Origin of the sequence: Acinetobacter sp. V2 (assembly GCF_001188385.1) — a bacterium.
Classification (GTDB): Bacteria; Pseudomonadota; Gammaproteobacteria; order Pseudomonadales; family Moraxellaceae; genus Acinetobacter; species Acinetobacter oleivorans.
On sequence record NZ_JZFB01000001.1, the window covers coordinates 1,688,525 to 1,705,417 of the forward strand.

Below are 16,893 nucleotides of genomic sequence, written 5' to 3' on the forward strand. Positions count from 1 at the left end.
GGACCGAGCTTTTGGCCCAGTGCCTACGAACCGATATGCTTAAATAAAACCCTGAGAGTATCGGCTCTCATTGCCTTCCAGTCAACGAAATATCCAGTGATAACGACATTTCGCAGCGAAATAATACATAATTCAAATATATAGATACTTTTCTGATATCTAAGTCATTGTAATACGCACATTCAGATCACTTTTCAGGCATTAAACATCATTAAATTACATGAGATATCTTTCAGTGTTCTGACAATTATTATACTTTTCATTCAAAATAAACTCAAAGGCAAAACGGATTTCGCCATCTGGAAGTACTTAAAAGTAAAAACCGATGTGCAAAACATCGGTTTTTTATAAACTATTTAGCTTTAATCTAAGCTTTTAACCATTTTTCAGTTTTAGCTTGATCTTCAACGATGAGTTCAACTTCGGTTAAATCAGATGTAGCACAATCGACTTCAAAAGATATTAACTCATCACGACGGAAAGCAAAGACAGTATAAGTTCCGCCCTGCTTTGCATACTTCTCAATAAGCTTAGTGGATGCTTTTAAACCATCAATGGCAATAATCACATCATTGGCAGAAATACCTGCTTTCGCTGCTGCACTATCACGACGGGCACTTTGTACAAGTACACCTTCTGGCTTATCGACAAGTTTTAAACCTAATGGCAAAGATTTGTCAGTTTTAACTCTATAGCTTAAACCAAATTCAGGAAACAATTGATCAAGCGGTAATTCATCAGTCGTGTTAATCAAATGATTAATTTGTTCAATCCAATTATCACCCGTCAGTTCTTTACATAAATCAAAAATGGTTCTTTCGTTTACCTGCATACCATTTTGAGTATTTTCATATAATCGACGCATTAAAGCATCAAGACTAGAACCACGTAGACGTAAACCTAAATCAAGGCACAACGCAACTAAAGCACCCTTATTGTAGTAACTCGTACCCGCGTTATTTGAGTTTTCATCTTGACGATAAAATTTAATCCAAGCATCAAAACTTGATTCAGCCACTGTTTGAACAAAACGGCCTGGGTTTTGTAAATAGCGATCAATTTGTGCTTTGAGTAAATCAAGATAAGACTTCTGAGAAATTACGCCACTACGCAGTAAAATCAGGTCGTCATAATATGAAGTAAAGCCTTCAAATATCCAAAGTAAAGAGGTGTAGCCTTCTTGGTGCAAATTATAATTTGCAAAGTTTTCTGGGCGAATGAACTTTACTAACCATGAATGAAAATATTCGTGACTACATAAGCCTAAAAAGCGTTGGTAATCTTTAGAAGGTTCAGCTGGTTCGTTTGATTTTGGCAAATCGTCACGCGGTGTAATCAAACTTGTGCTATTACAATGTTCTAATCCACCATAACTATTCCCTGTTGCCATCGTCATAAAGGTATAGTTTTTAAATGGCGCTGAACCGAACATATTTATTTCGGCTGCACAAATCTTTTCAATGTCAGCTTTTAAGCGATCAACATTGGCATTATGAGGGCCAGAAATTACAAACTCATGTTCAATATCATGTGTTTCAAAACTAAAACGTGTTTGATCAGCCAATTCAAACGGGCTATCAATCAATTGATCATAATGATCGGCTTTTAAAGTAAAGCGGCCTTTGACTAGACTTTTTGAAGCTAAGCCCGTTGCTAACTGAAAATGTTTTAATTCATCTGGCAAGAACACTTCGACTTCACAAGCAGACTGTTCTTGGCCTTCTAAAGCTAAACATACACATGCTGGATTAATATATAAACGGGTCTGATCGACATATGCACCACGTACAGACAAATCATATGCATAAACATCATATTCAATCGTCATTAACTCATGATCGGTATTAAATAAACGCCAACGATTCTTGCTCGTTTTTTTAATATCCAACAGACGTCCAGCTTCATCATAAGCTTTAACGGCTTCAATATGTTTTGAGAACTCTCGAATTAGATAACTACCCGGAATCCACGTTGGCAGCCAAAGTTCCTGATTCGGATTGGCTAAAAAACGAATTGTCACGTGAACAAGGTGTTGTTTGTAATCATCGAACTCAATTTGATAATGCAACATAAATTCTTCAATTTAAAAATAAGAACGGCTTCGCATTAGATTATCACTTTTTTGTATCGTCTTGCGTACATGTATTTTTTGGCAACAATTTCCACTAGCCTTCCATTAAAAAAAGGCATAGCATGCTGTGCATCTGTGTCCCGTATTTGCCAGTAAAAGTTAAGGTCATCCGTGAAATTTTTTCTATCTCTTTTTACCCTATTCAGTCTTTTCTGCACCACCCTAACCAATGCTGCGCTACTCAATATTGCACCTGAAAGTGTTGAAGCCGCCGCATGGACTATTGTAGATACTCAATCGGGTCAAATCATTGCCGAGCATAATAGCCACGTGCAACGTGCGCCAGCATCTTTAACCAAAATGATGGTTGCCTATATTGCTTTAAAAGAGATTAAAGCCGGAAAGCTGAAAAAAGAAGAAATCATTACTGCAACACCAGTGGTTGGTGTGGTGCAGTGGGACGAATCACAAATGTATCTTAAAGCTGGTGAACAAATTTCTGTTGATCAGTTATTGGCAGGTTTAATTGTTATGTCTGCAAATGATGCAGCCGTGACCTTAGCTGAAAAAATTTCTGGTGATGTTCCCCATTTTGTACAACGTATGAATCAGGAAGCTCAGGCTTTGGGTATGAAAGATACCCATTTTAGTAACCCTCCTGGAATTACGATGCCGGATCATTACACTACGGCACATGATTTAAGCTTATTAGGTCAGGCTGTAATTAAAGAAACGCCTGAATATTTGCATTATTCAAAAATGCCAAGCTTTAGCTACAATCAACGTTTTCACCATGCGACTAACCTTGCTTTGAAATATGATCCATCTGTTGATGGTCTAAAAACTGGCTACACTAAAGCAGCGGGTTATAATTTGGCATTAACGGCTTCACGTCCTTCATTTTCATCAGACTTAGCTCAAAGACGTTTATTAGTCATCGTTTTAGGTACACCGAGTGCGGTAAAACGTGCAGAGATTGCAGATAAATTAATGAATCTTGCTTATACCTATACACGCGATGAAGTCATTATTCCTGAGCAAAAATTAATTGCCGAACTGCCTGTTATAAAGTCGACTTTAAAAATGTTTAAGGTAGCGACAAAGCAACCTACAATTGTAACGACTTCTTTATATGCTGACCCAGCACCAATTGACTTAAATAATTTTGATAATGTCACTCAGCGCGTTCAAGTAATTGATAGCAACCTGCAACCAAAAGTTATCGCTCCGCTCGAAACGACTCAAACACGTGTAAACATTGAGCTCAATGAAAAACAACTAACTGCGCCATTAATGAAAGTCATGAGTTTGGCAACAGTATCGATTTATCAAAATAATCAACTGATCCGTAGTCTTCAAATCGAAGATAACGTACATATTGAAGAAGCCAATATTTTCCAAAAAATCGCAATGTGGTTTTCTAGCCTCTTCTCTATTTTTTCATCAAGTGAACATAGTGCTGCAAAACTCTACCCTGTAGATTCGCACTAAAAACATCAAATTGTGCACAGATACACAATAAATTTTATAAATAAAAGATGGCATAATTTAGCCATCTTTTTTTATAGAAAAATAATTAGGTGAAAAAATGGCCCAAAATTTACATCATATTGTAATTGTTGGTGGTGGTGCTGGTGGCTTAGAACTAGCAACACAACTCGGTGAAACTTTTGGGAAAAATCGTAAAGCAAAGATTACATTGGTTGACCAAAACCTCACTCATATTTGGAAACCCCTGCTTCACGAAATCGCTGCTGGTTCTTTAAATCCACACGAAGAACAAACTAACTATTTTGCACATTCAGAAAAACATCATTATGAATTTGTGCTAGGAACATTAATTGGGGTTAATAAAGATAAAAAATTAATTGAACTAATGCCCCCTCAAGTGTCTAAGGATCAACAGAATCATCCGCAAGAGCTAAGTTATGACACACTTATTTTAGCGCTTGGTTCAGTATCAAATGACTTTAATACCACGGGTGTGCGTGAAAACTGTCATTTCCTCGACAGCAGAAAACAAGCCGATGTTTTCCAGCAAGATTTATTACATCTTTATATTGAAGCTCAAAATCAACCTAATCAACGAACTTTAAATATCGGAATCGTTGGTGCGGGAGCAACAGGTGTAGAACTTGCAGCCGAGTTAATTGAAACAACCAAAAACTTTTATCGATATGGCTTAAAGAAAATTCACCCTAACCAAGTCAAAATTACACTCATTGAAGCCTCTGAGCGCATTCTACCTGCTCTGACGGATAAAACTGCTGAACACAGTGCCGAGCAACTCAGAAAAATGGGCGTTGAAATTTTAACTAAACACCGCGTTGAAAAAATTGATAAGCATTGCATCTACTTTAGTAATGGCAACCAACTCAAAAGTGATATTACCGTTTGGGCAGCAGGTGTAAAAGCACCTAAAGTACTAGAAAGTTTTACAGACTTTAAACGCGATAACATTAACCGCTTAATGGTCTATGCAACGTTGCAAACCTATTCTGATCCAAATGTATTTGCGTTTGGTGATTGTGCACATTGCCAGCTTGATGCACGAAACCCTCCTCTTGGACCACGTGCTCAAGTTGCCAGCCAACAAGCAAGCTTTTTAGTTGATGCTATGGCTGCCAGACTTAATGGCCGTTCACAGCCAATGTTCACTTTTAATGACAAAGGTTCACTTGTGTCTTTAAGTCGTAATAAAGCCGTTGGAGAATTACTTGGTGATGTTAGTGTGCAAGGTTATATTGCAAAAACCATGTACGTATCTTTGTATCGTTTACATCAAGCAACGATTCATGGATACACTCAAGCTGGACTACTCACAATGAAAGATTTACTTACAAGACGTGTACGTCCAAAAATTAAGCTGTATTAAGTTGAATTTTTTAAGTTCGTCCCTATTTATATAAAAACGCATTAGAAAAAGTGCCAAAGATTAAGATTTTGTAGTCTACAAAATTTATTTTTCACTTTATGATGTACGCTTTAATTGATTGAATGGATCAAAAACATGACTGCTATTGCAAATAACCACGTGGTTTCATTCCACTACAAATTAACAAACGCTGAGGGTGAAACACTTGATCAATCTCAAGGCGAACCACTTGCCTATTTGCACGGTGCAGGCAATATCATTCCTGGTCTTGAAAATGCATTAGAAGGTAAAACTGTTGGTGACAAATTTACTGTTAATGTACCAGCAGCTGAAGGTTATGGCGAATACAACCCAGACCTAGTACAAGAAGTTCCAGCTCAAATGTTCCAAGGTGTTGAAAACATTCAACCTGGTATGCAATTCCAAGCTCAAACAGATGACGGCGTTCAGATCGTAACTGTTAAAGCTGTTGAAGGCGACAACGTTGTTGTTGATGCTAACTTCCCACTTGCTGGTCAAGATTTAACTTTTGAAGTTGAAATCGTAGAAATCCGTGAAGCTTCTGAAGAAGAATTAGATCACGGTCACGTACACGGTGCAGGTGGTCACCACCACTAATTCATCTTTAGATGAAGATAAAAGCAAAGCTTCGGCTTTGCTTTTTTTATGTATTTATTTTTATATAATATCTTGATAATAAACCTCTAACTCACTCAACTTTATAAGGGTATCTTTCATGTCAAACGTAAATCAGCTGATTTGGTTTCGTCAGGATTTGAGAGTTCGAGACCATGCTGCTTTATGGCATGCTTGCCAGCAAGGACCTTCGATTGGGTTAATTATCTTGTCGCCTGAACAATGGAAAATACATCACGATGCACCTATAAAAATTAATTTCTATTTACGTCAGCTTCAACAACTTAAAAAAGAATTAGAACAACTTAATATTCCACTGATCATTCAAGTCATTCCCTACTGGAAAGATATTGCAGATTATATTTGCGAACTCACACATCAACTTCATATCGAAAATGTTTACTCAAATATAGAAGTAGGCGTGAATGAGTTAAAAAGAGATAAAACTGTACAGCAGGCTTTAAATCAGCAAGGTAAAGAACTCTTTTTATTTCATGACCGTACGATTTTTCCTTTACGTTCTATTCGCAACCAGTCACAGCAACCATATCAAGTTTTCGGCGCATTTAAAAAAGCATGTTATTCGAAACTAGATATCAGCGGTTTGCCTCAGTGCTATCCAATTCCTAAAAAGCAAAAAGCCAAACCAGAGTCTGATTCAAATATAAAAAGTTTAAGTCTAAAAGATATCGAAGCTTTTTTTGACTCATCTATTTCTAAAGACCAACAAAACTTGTGGCCGACTGGAGAAGATTTTGCTCTGGAGCAGCTCGACGTATTTATTGAAGATCATTTATCTACTTATAAGTTAGAGCGTGACTTTCCAAATGTAAAAGGAACTAGCCAACTTTCTCCATATTTAAATCTTGGAATTTTGTCTATTCGTCAATGTTTACAAGCCCTTTTCCGAGCTGAACATGGCAACTTCCATCTGGCAAACGAAGGTCAGCAGACTTGGTTAGATGAACTGCTTTGGCGAGAGTTTTATCAGCATATTTTATTTGATTTTCCACATGTTTCTAAACACATTCCGTTTAAAAAAGATACTCAGAAAATTAAGTGGAATCATAATCCAGAGCACCTAACCGCATGGCAAACAGGCCAAACAGGTATACCGATTATTGATGCGGGCATGCGTCAACTTCTAAAAACGGGCTGGATGCATAATCGAGTACGCATGATTACCGCTATGTTTTTATGTAAAAACCTACTCATCGATTGGCGAATCGGTGAACAATGGTTTATGGAACACTTAATTGATGGTGATTTAGCAGCGAATAATGGTGGTTGGCAATGGTGTGCATCAACTGGAACTGACGCTGTACCCTATTTCCGAATTTTTAACCCTATTGCTCAATCTAAGAAATTTGATCCAAACGGAGACTATATTCGTCAATGGGTGGATGAGTTAGCTCATCTAGACAATAAAGTGATTCATGAACCCTACTCAAGTAAAACTCCGCTTCAGTTGAATTATCCAAAGCCAATTGTTGATTTGAAAGAAACTCGCATGAAAGCAATTGAAACTTTCAAGAGTATTTAGATAAGACTTGCGTCTTATCTGTTTATTTTTGATTAAAAAAATACGAGAAATTTGACTATATTGTGACTTTACTCTAAAAATAATACTAAAAGGATTTATAAAAGGACAAACACAACAATAAATTCAAAAAGCATCACAGCTCATTATAAAAGTATAAAAATTATCATTACAAAAAAGGTAGCCAGAGGTCGCATGCAGCAAAAGAACCCGGGAAGAACACTCGTCTTATGGATTATCGCAGCTCATCTATTTATGGGGATGGTGGCATATGAGTGGTTGCCTGTAAGTTTTAGAGGAAGTTGGATTTTTATTCTTATTCTTTTAATTTCTGGTGCTTTTTTAGAAGTCGGCGCATCTTTAATTGTTGGTTTACTCGCTTTTATAGGTGTTGCTGTATATTTTCTACTCGACCTAGGCGCACAAACACATATTGAACGTCAGCTCCTTTTACTTTTTATTATCCCTCTCATTCCTCTTTTTCTTAGTGCTGTACGCCACAATATTGAAATTAACGTCCAAAAATACCGTGATATACAAAGTTATGATCGAAATTATCGCCGTGATATTTTCCCGCTTAGCGCACTTAAGTATTTTCAACGTAGTTTTTTTAAACTTCTTGATCATCACCACATACAAGACTATGAAGTCTTTGAAATCAGGATTCTCAACCGAAGCTTAATTAAAGAAATGTTAGGTGATGATGTATGGAAAACAACTCAAAATGAAATGATTAAAATTTTGAGCCAACATCACCCGCAAGAAATTGTTTTCCAGTTTGCTGATGATGACCTAGAAACGATATACAGTATTGTTATTCGTAAGCAAAAAACGGAAGAAGAACCCGAATTTATTAAAAAGCTAAGAGAAATTATGACTTTGCGGCTTGAAGTCGAATATAAAGTTATTCAGATTCCACCTGAAGAGGAGATTACTTAATGTCTAATCTTCTTAATATTTGTGGAATTATTATTGCCTCTAGTCAGTATCCAGATGGCACTTTGCAGCAATTCTATCGTCAATATTATCATTGCGAGATTAAATCTGAACAAACAAAAACTGAAGTTCAGAGCATGAATGACCTTTCCATGTTTTTCCCGTCACAGGACACATGGTGGCCTATTTTTACAATTGATCAAATCAGTTCCGATAGCTTTCAAAGGCTTATTCATAAAGGAATTAAGCCAGGCATCATATTACCAGATGAAGTTTTTAGCTTTTCTCACTATTTCTTATTAAAAGAAGCAGTGAGCCAAGGTGCTATTCCGATTGTACTTTTTAAATCTGAACAACCTCAATATTTTGCGGCCAAAGCTACATTTTCAACTGCAATTGGCTTACGGCCTATGGCTGCTTTTGTTTCAACAGGTTGGGATGAAAACTTAATTTCCCAGACGGCTGGCAGCTATATTGTTAAGTTTAATCCAAAGGAACTTCCGCTACCCTCTAGAGAGATTAAACAAACGCAGCACTTATTTTATTCAGCCAAAAATTTTAATGGTCATGTTTCAGGCTATGAAATTATTATTAATCCTCCTGCTGATCTACCGACTACAAATATTCGATACCCTCAACTCGGCATTTCATGGAAATTTAATAATATTAAATATATAAGTACCCCTGAACATGTAAACACTAGTCTTTTTGGGTATATTTTTATTGGTTTAAGCACAGTTGTAGTTCCACTCGATCTTATTTTAACCACAACCTATCCTGACCTACTTGGTACTTTCGGCAGCTATATTTCTTGGATCTCCTTGGTCATCGGGGTGATTTTATTGTTATTGCTGATCTCATCTATTATTAGGAGGGTTAAATCAAATGGCTCCCATTGATATTCTCTTCCTATTTGGTTTTTTAGGCATTTGGATTCCTCAAGCATTTTGGGCATGGCTAAGTTATCAGGCTTGGAAATACTCAAAAACAGCAGAGAAAGAGTTACAGAACTTACCCGTACCTGATAGATGGCCCGTTTTGAGTGTTTTGATTCCTGCCTATAATGAAGGCGTAGTCATTGAAGATACTTTACATGCAATCGCGCAACAGGATTATCCAGCCGAAGCATATGAAGTTTTGCTTATTAATGATGGTTCTAAAGATAACACCCTAGAAATCGCCGAAAATCTAGCGCAGATTTATCCTTGCATAAAAATTGTCAATGTTCCTAAAGGAATGGGAGGTAAAGGTAAATCTAGGACACTGAATAATGGCCTACCTCATGCCAAAGGTGAACTCATTGTTGTTTATGACGCAGACAGTACACCTGAACCTGACTGCGTAAGGTTATTAGCTCAAACACTACTTGCAGATAAAAAATTAGTGGCTGTAAATGGCAAAGTAAGAACCCGTAATTGGCAAGATAGTATTCTGACTCGATTTATTGCCATTGAGTTCATCTTTTTCCAATGGATTTTCCAAGGCGGGCGTTGGCAACGTTTTGAGCTATCCACATTAATGGGTACCAACTATGTCATTTGGCGTGATGCTTTAGAAACCTTGGGTGGTTTTGATGAGAAGTCATTGGTCGATGACACTGAAATGAGCTTCCGTATTTTTATTGGTCAAAAACGAATTAAATGGGTTCCCTACGCAATTGGTTGGCAACAAGATCCGCCATCTTTGAGTGTATTTGTTAAACAGCGCTCACGTTGGACTCAGGGTAATTTTTATGTGACTCGTAAATATTTACCAGTAGCGTTAAGAACCCCATTTCCTATTGGAATTGAGATTCTAAATAACATTATGTGCTACATACTTTTCGTACCCGCTTTATTCTGGAGTCATATCACCTTGACGCTTGGGTTACTAGGTATCGCAGGCATTTCAGTTCCTGGTCCCTTCACATTACTGTGGGGCCTCTCATTTTGCCTATATGTCGCACAAATGTGGTTTACCCTTTCACTCGAAAAAGTTAAACCAGAACTCTATTTTTACTCTGTTTTATCTTATGTAAGTTACTCACAAATATTTCTATTTATTGTTTTTAAAGCCGCATATGACATGCTTAAAAATAAAATACAGGGCAACTCCCTTCAATGGTACAAAACGGAACGTAGCAAGGAGAAAAAATAAATGAAAAAGACTTTTGATCTCTACAAAACAGCTCAAGTGCTCCTTGCCAGCACCAGTCTTATGCTCGCCATGTCTGCTCATGCGTACATATGGAAACTCGACGATATTAGCACTTCAACTAAATATACGGTCGAGCCTCATTTTTTCTATATTGGAAAAGGTGCCCAGTGGCAAAACATTCAATTTTCAAGTGATTATTCCACTGAAAGTGATACAACTTTACTCGTAAAATATGATGATAAACTCATTTATAACACTACACTGAGTGGGGATGGTCAATTCAAATTTGATATCCCAGCAAGTCAGAGTGGCTTTCATCGTTTAGATTTTATTATTCAACAGTATGCTAAACCGACTACGCTGAATCAAACCAAAGAAACATTCTGTACAGAAGATATTGATCACTTAACCTATTTAAGCAATTCACAACTCGACTTCACGCCTATCCGTGATATATACCGTTTAAAAGACTTACCAGATGCTTTAGCTAATCCACAAGCGAGACGGCCTACTCCGTTTGTTGGTATTTTAAAATATAACCGTAAAGAAATTATAGAAGCTTCTATGCTCGCTAGATTAGCAAGTTCATGGACTTCAATCACACCAATTGAATGGGTTGATTCAGGACAAACTAACTTAAATGATGAAACAAATTTCATTATTGAAGTGATTCACTCAGCTACACCACTCAAAGGTGGAGCATTCGTACAAATTGCAAAACCAGCAGATGGAGTGGCTACTCTTTCAATTACTTATCACACACCACAAGAACTCACTGCTGCCATAAATGGACTAATCAATACCTCGTATGTAGAGCAACTTAATACAGGAAGTGCAATTTTCCCCACAACGATCTCCACTCCAACTTGGGCACAATTTAAAAAAATCAATACACTTGCCGATTTAGGAATTGAGGACTTCAGATTAAATCATGCTGAAAAGAACTTATTCCTTGATTTCCCAGCAGTATGGCAACCAACCGATATCTTGCAAGGACAAATTGCACTACGTATTCAAAGTGGTTTATTGCAAGGTTCAAACATTACGGCTTGGATTGATGGTGGACTCGCAGGCAGTATGAAAACAGCCGACCTTGCTTCCGATCCCGTTAACCGACAATTCAACATTTTTGCCAAAGCTATTTCTAATACCACCAATTTTAATTTAAAGCTAGAAAACTCAGTCATTGCTAATTCACAGTGTTTACCCACTGCACATGGTTCGCTCTGGATTGATACAGCCAAATCTACCCTAAAGTTACCCCATAAACTTAAAAATGGCGTAGCCGCGATTTCAATGACTTTAGCAACGACTCCAACAATTGCAATTGATGATCAATCTGGTGCGTTAAATATCGCGATTGTATTAGGCCAAACTGCGAAAAAAATGCTTTTAACACAAGGGCCAATGCCACTTAACCTAGTCCGTTATTCGCCAAGTGCTCCACAAGCAATAAATGTTCGTGTGAATAAAGATATTTATCAACAGCAGGTATTAATGCATCAAGATACTATTTATGCGCCTGCTGCTGTTAATGGTTTTATTGTGAGTTATAACAATAATCGCTTTGACGTGATTACCGACTCACAAGGCGGTGCACAAGCTTTCATGCACCTGTGGGAAAAAATACAACATAAAATTCCAAATAACGTGACAAAAATGCTCGTTTCAGAAAATGGAAATATTTATGTTTTACAAAAACTTATTGTCGGAAATCAAAAAGCACCTTTAGTTCAACAATCTTCTTTCTTCTTATTAGTTGTGATTATCTCTGCAATCATGATAATAATTATCTTCTTGTGGTACTGGTTAAGACGAAATAATGAAAAAACAGATACCAATTAAAATAGCTGCTTTTATTATTTTAATTATTTGTAGTGTTATAGCTTATGCGGGGTTGTTCAAACATCAAGGGCAAGCCCCGCATATTGAAGGAATTTTCTGGCAGCCCGACAATAACACTACTCCACCAGAGGGAAACTGGCACTATTTAGGTGTTGATACATTTGTTCCCCAATGGTCTGTTGTTGAGTCTAAATCATGGTGGAAAGAATCGAATTTTCCTCAATGGGAAAAAGCAATTAATTTAGAAAAAATTAAACAAGAGCCTTGGGCTAAAAATCTAATATTGGGTTTAGCCGGTGAATATAATGAACCTAAAGCTCGGGCAAATGTCACTGAGTTAGGGGAAAAATCTGCTGAAATTATAAAAGAGCAAAAAACTGCACCTAAAGGTTATTATTTTCCAGTGGAAGCAGATCCGACGTGGTTAAGAGTAAGCGCTTTAGGTCAGGTTTTAACTAAACTTCCAGTACCAGTTTGGGTAAGTATTTACAGTGGTGAAACCGAACCCGAACATTACGATTTATGGGTTAAAAGCTGGTTACCAGAACATAACGGCGTTTTCTTCCAAGACGGAGTTGGCGTAGGTGTAAGGTCTCCTCAGCAAGCTAAACATATTTTAGATCAACTTGAACAAAAGCTTGGAAAAGATAAAGTAATTATAGTACTCGAAGCCTTTAGAGTTAAAAAGAATGGGCAATTTAGAGCTGCATATCCGTGGGAAATTATTTCTCAGCTAAAAGCATATGAAGGAAAAACTGTCTATATTTTTGATGGTCCTCATTACATGAGTCGCTGGTGCGTCAATATAGTGAGCTTGTGGTATCGCCTCACTTATGGGGGTGTTAATAAAGCCATAAGTGAGAAGAAATTCTTAACTCATCATTATGCCAATTCATAAGATTTAGCAATTTGATCGAGAATACGTTGAGCTGCTTGCCCGTCACCAAATGGGTTTTCTACGTGCGCCATTTTTTCATAGTGCTGTCGGTCGGTGAGTAACTTTTCAGCTTCTTCAATAATTTTTTGTTGATTCGTTCCCACCAAAACACCGGCTCCCACTTCAACAACTTCAGGTCGTTCTGTGGTATCTCGTAAGATTAAAACTGGCTTATTAAATGATGGACTCTCTTCTTGTAAACCACCTGAGTCCGTCAAAATAAAAGTAGATCGGTCTATGACTGCCAATAAACTAGGATAGTCTAATGGTTTAACTAGATGGATTTGCGGATGGTCTTTAAACTTATCATGAACCACATCATGTACTGCTGGGTTTAAATGGACTGGCCAAATAAAATGTAAATCAGGATGGTCGTGGGCTAAGTGCTCAACGGCATTACAAATATTTTGAATTCCCCCGCCAAAGTTTTCACGACGATGCGCAGTAATAAGCACAACTTTATCATCTTGCTTTAATTGAATTCCATAAGGTTCAAGCTGGTTCTTCAAATCAGATTTTTCAGAAATTAATTTACGTCCTAAATACACCGCATCAACAACAGTATTGCCTGTAACTGTAATGAGTTCTAATGGAATTTGTTCATTGAGTAAATTTCTTTTTGATTGTTCTGTCGGAGCAAAATGCCATTTGGTAATACGTGACACTAACTGACGATTTCCCTCTTCTGGAAAAGGATGATCCAAATCATAAGAACGTAAACCAGCTTCGACATGTGCCACAGGAACTTTCATTGAAAATGCGACTAAGCCAGCTGCTAAAACAGTTGTTGTATCTCCCTGAATAACAATTGCATCTCTTTTTTGCCCATCAGTATATACATTCTCGATTTGGCTCAAACCGTGTATTAGTAACTGATTTAAACTTTGTCCAGCATTCATAATTTTAAGACGATGGTCAATTTCAACCCCAAAGAAATCTATTGCATCTCTTACTAATTCATCGTGTTGTCCAGTAAAAATTACTTCAACTTGAAAACGAGGATCTTGCTTTGCCAATAAAATAACAGGGGCAAGTTTGATTAATTCAGGACGAGTTCCAAATACAATAGATATAAAAATTTTCTTCATTTTAGAAATCCTTATAAAAGACGAGTTCGACTCGGGTATTGTTGTAATGATCTTTTGTATTTACTGGCACATCTTTAAAGTAATTGCCATATAGTCGTTCAACACGTAGTTTTATTGGTTGATAATTAAAAGGCTGCCATGAAATACCGGGGCCATATTCAAATAAATTATTGTAATACTCATCTTTACTGTCAGCTAAGCCATGCAATTTCAAATAAGCCTGTACAGTTCCATTCTCGCCTTTATAGACATTCAAACCCGTACGTAAGCGTAAATCGCCAATAACGTTATAATCTTCTCTAGAATAAGTCGCTGCATTTCCATATAAGTCAGTGAAGTAATCATTAAAGCAAAGTGAATGATTACAATTATTTTGAGAGTACCACTCTTGATATCCTGTCACCCCACCGACAACACTTTCACGAAATTTATCTCTATTTCGATCAATCAGATCATAACTTCCCCCCACTTCTAAATACATTCGCACAGGTATAGATGTCCAAGGTTGATAATTAGCGCCAACACCTAGAGTCACTGCATTTTCATCAATAATTTCAGGTCGTACCCCACCCTGAGATTGGGTATCACGGTTTAGGTTTAAAAAGCCATACACTTGTGCTCGACCATTATCAAGATTCTTACCATAGCGAGCTTTAAGTGGAAAAATCACATCGTCGTAACGTGACTCATATGAAGGTGCAAAATACACATCACGGAAATAAGTTTTGACTTCCCCTCCACTTAAATTCTTTACGGCCTGTGTCGCTTTATTGGCAATATCGGCATCTTTAGATTGCGTAAGCTCCTTAAAAACTACCAAAGCTTCTTTATTATTTTTTTGAGAGTTAAGCAGATAGGCTTCTTGGAGTTTTAAATTATCGTCTGCTGGTTCTAATGCCTCTGCTTTTCTTAAACTTTGCAAAGCTGCTTCTTGTTTGCCTATTCTAATCTGCAAATAAGTTAAACTTTTCCATACTTTAATATCTTGAGGTGTCATTTCGCCGAGCTCTAATAATAACTTCTCGGCATTTTCAGGTTGAGTCTTCTCAATTTTATAAAATTGGTCCCATTTATCATAAATCGGATTACCTGGTTTATATTCTTGATTCACAATCTCTTGGGCAAATGTAGTTTCCATGCTTAAGAGGCCTAAAGCTGGACACATCGAACCAATAACGATGAAGGAACGGGTTAGAGATTTTATTGTTTTGTTATTCATTGAGACCTCTAGAGTAAAATGGATAGAATGTTTGCGCAGAAGTAAGATTAAAATTTAATCAATAAATATTATAATTAAACTCATAAATTACACTGTTGGGGTAAGTAGGCTAGGTTCCATAAATTGTTCATTTTATCTCCTTTTATATTATGTTTTGAAAAGTAGTTATCTGATTGTTTTTCCTATAATGACACATTTTTTAATCGTATTATTGTAAATAATCTTATAGGATAAGATAAAAATTTATAACTAAAAAAGGTAAAGTCATGTCCTTTTCCCAACATCCAGAACATCATTTTATTCACCGCTCAGGTTGGTTAAGGGCAGCTGTTTTAGGAGCTAATGACGGAATTATTTCTGTTACTAGTCTAATCATGGGAATGGCTGCAAGTGGAGCCACTGCTCATACGCTTCTTATTACCTGTATTGCTGGTTTAATTTCTGGCGCAACCTCTATGGCTGCCGGAGAGTATATTTCTGTAAAATCACAAGAAGATATTGAAAAAGCAGACTTAAAATTTGAGGCGCAAGAACTCAAAAAACATCCGCAGCGTGAATTGGATGAGCTCACCCAAATTTATATAGCCAGAGGCTTAGCACCAGATTTAGCTCGACAAGTTGCGACTGAACTTACAAATCATGATGCCTTAGGTGCTCACGCACGTGATGAAATTGGTATTCATGAAAATACAGCAGCAAATCCTGTTCAAGCTGCATTAGCTTCAGCTGGCTCATTTTCATTTGGGGCATTGTTTCCTATGCTCGCTATTTTACTCAGCCCTGATATATGGATCGAAAAAACAGTTCTAATATTTGGCATTATTTCATTAGCTTTTTTAGGGGCACTATCAAGTCATTTCGCAGGTACTTCTAAGCTGAAAGGAAGTTTACGCATTACCTTGTGGGGAATTTTAGCAATGGCTTTTTCAAGCTGGATCGGATCTTTATTTCATGTTACTCCACTTTAAAAAACCAGAACTTTTAAATATTTAAGAAATAAATATTTAAAAACTAAATGCCCAATATTATTTGCTCTTGGTTCTGATTTCACGTTATGGTGAAGAGAAAGAAATGAGGTGAATAAAATGACCCTGTTACAACAACTTGAAATTAAACATCCTATTTTTCTTGCCCCTATGGCGGGTGTGTCTACCCCTGAACTTGCTGCAGAAGTTTCTAATCAGGGTGGTCTTGGGTCATTAGGACTTGGAGCAAATACGGCAAAAAGTGCTCGAGAACAAATTTTAAAAACCCAAACACTTACAGAAAAATCATTTCAGGTTAATTTTTTCTGCCATCAGCCCGAAGAACTTAATCCTCAAACCTCAGCACAATGGATTGAATATTTACGGCCACAGTTTGAAAAGTTCGGAGAACAGCCTCCTCAAAACTTAAACTGTATTTATCCAAGTTTTCTTGATAACGATGATTTTCTAAATGTCGTATTAGAAACCAAACCTAAAGCGGTCAGTTTTCATTTTGGCATTCCCCATCCCCATCAAATTCAGGCATTAAAAGATGCCGGAATTATCACTATGGTTTCTGCTACCAATTTAGTTGAAGCACAAGCCATTGAAGCGGCTGGTATAGATATTATTATTGCTCAAGGG

14 protein-coding genes are annotated in these 16,893 nt (G+C 37.0%); 11 read left to right on the forward strand and 3 right to left on the reverse strand.

Features of this window, described 5'->3' with window-relative positions:
• Positions 1–367: 367 nt before the first annotated feature.
• Positions 368–2,071, reverse strand: a complete 1,704-nt coding sequence (locus tag UC75_RS07740) for a M61 family metallopeptidase (RefSeq protein ID WP_049837221.1) — start codon at positions 2,069–2,071, stop codon at positions 368–370.
• Positions 2,072–2,242: 171 nt separating this feature from the next.
• On the opposite strand from UC75_RS07740, the gene UC75_RS07745 reads away from it, so the two are divergent.
• From UC75_RS07745 to UC75_RS07785, 9 genes are all read left to right on the forward strand, one after another.
• Complete coding sequence (locus UC75_RS07745; protein WP_049837222.1) at positions 2,243–3,562, forward strand: D-alanyl-D-alanine carboxypeptidase PBP6B; 1,320 nt, start codon at positions 2,243–2,245, stop codon at positions 3,560–3,562.
• A 97-nt stretch (positions 3,563–3,659) separates the two neighbouring features.
• Entirely contained in the window at positions 3,660–4,946 is a 1,287-nt protein-coding gene (locus tag UC75_RS07750; protein ID WP_049837223.1) for an NAD(P)/FAD-dependent oxidoreductase, read from the forward strand.
• Between the two features lie 135 nt (positions 4,947–5,081).
• Entirely contained in the window at positions 5,082–5,564 is a 483-nt protein-coding gene (slyD, locus tag UC75_RS07755) for a peptidylprolyl isomerase (RefSeq protein ID WP_005307390.1), read from the forward strand.
• 118 nt (positions 5,565–5,682) lie between these two features.
• A complete protein-coding gene (locus UC75_RS07760) occupies positions 5,683–7,125 on the forward strand; it encodes a cryptochrome/photolyase family protein (RefSeq protein WP_049837224.1) in 1,443 nt (480 codons plus the stop codon).
• Positions 7,126–7,317: 192 nt separating this feature from the next.
• The gene (locus UC75_RS07765) at positions 7,318–8,061 is read left to right on the forward strand and encodes a hypothetical protein (protein ID WP_005307396.1); all 744 of its coding nucleotides are present in this window, start codon (positions 7,318–7,320) and stop codon (positions 8,059–8,061) included.
• The gene (locus UC75_RS07770) at positions 8,061–8,957 is read left to right on the forward strand and encodes a hypothetical protein (protein WP_049837225.1); all 897 of its coding nucleotides are present in this window, start codon (positions 8,061–8,063) and stop codon (positions 8,955–8,957) included. Before UC75_RS07765 ends, UC75_RS07770 begins: the two co-directional genes overlap by 1 nt.
• Positions 8,944–10,194 (forward strand): glycosyltransferase family 2 protein, encoded by a 1,251-nt coding sequence (locus UC75_RS07775; RefSeq protein WP_005307402.1) that lies wholly within the window; start codon positions 8,944–8,946, stop codon positions 10,192–10,194. The genes UC75_RS07770 and UC75_RS07775 overlap by 14 nt, the downstream gene beginning before the upstream one ends.
• On the forward strand, positions 10,195–12,039 hold the full coding sequence (locus UC75_RS07780) for a hypothetical protein (protein WP_049837226.1): 1,845 nt from the start codon (positions 10,195–10,197) through the stop codon (positions 12,037–12,039).
• Positions 12,017–12,937, forward strand: a complete 921-nt coding sequence (locus UC75_RS07785; protein ID WP_005307408.1) for a hypothetical protein — start codon at positions 12,017–12,019, stop codon at positions 12,935–12,937. Before UC75_RS07780 ends, UC75_RS07785 begins: the two co-directional genes overlap by 23 nt.
• Here UC75_RS07785 and wecB read toward each other — a convergent pair.
• Positions 12,922–14,064, reverse strand: coding sequence for a non-hydrolyzing UDP-N-acetylglucosamine 2-epimerase (gene wecB, locus UC75_RS07790; RefSeq protein ID WP_005307411.1), 1,143 nt, complete (start codon positions 14,062–14,064; stop codon positions 12,922–12,924). The two genes, UC75_RS07785 and wecB, sit on opposite strands and share 16 nt — an antisense overlap.
• Position 14,065: 1 nt before the next feature.
• On the reverse strand, positions 14,066–15,283 hold the full coding sequence (locus tag UC75_RS07795; RefSeq protein ID WP_049837227.1) for a tetratricopeptide repeat protein: 1,218 nt from the start codon (positions 15,281–15,283) through the stop codon (positions 14,066–14,068).
• 266 nt (positions 15,284–15,549) lie between these two features.
• On the opposite strand from UC75_RS07795, the gene UC75_RS07800 reads away from it, so the two are divergent.
• Together UC75_RS07800 and UC75_RS20680 are read left to right on the forward strand one after the other, a co-directional pair.
• Complete coding sequence (locus UC75_RS07800) at positions 15,550–16,251, forward strand: VIT1/CCC1 transporter family protein (RefSeq protein WP_005307417.1); 702 nt, start codon at positions 15,550–15,552, stop codon at positions 16,249–16,251.
• Between the two features lie 117 nt (positions 16,252–16,368).
• The coding region (locus tag UC75_RS20680; protein WP_228137164.1) for a nitronate monooxygenase at positions 16,369–16,893 on the forward strand (525 nt) is incomplete at its 3' end.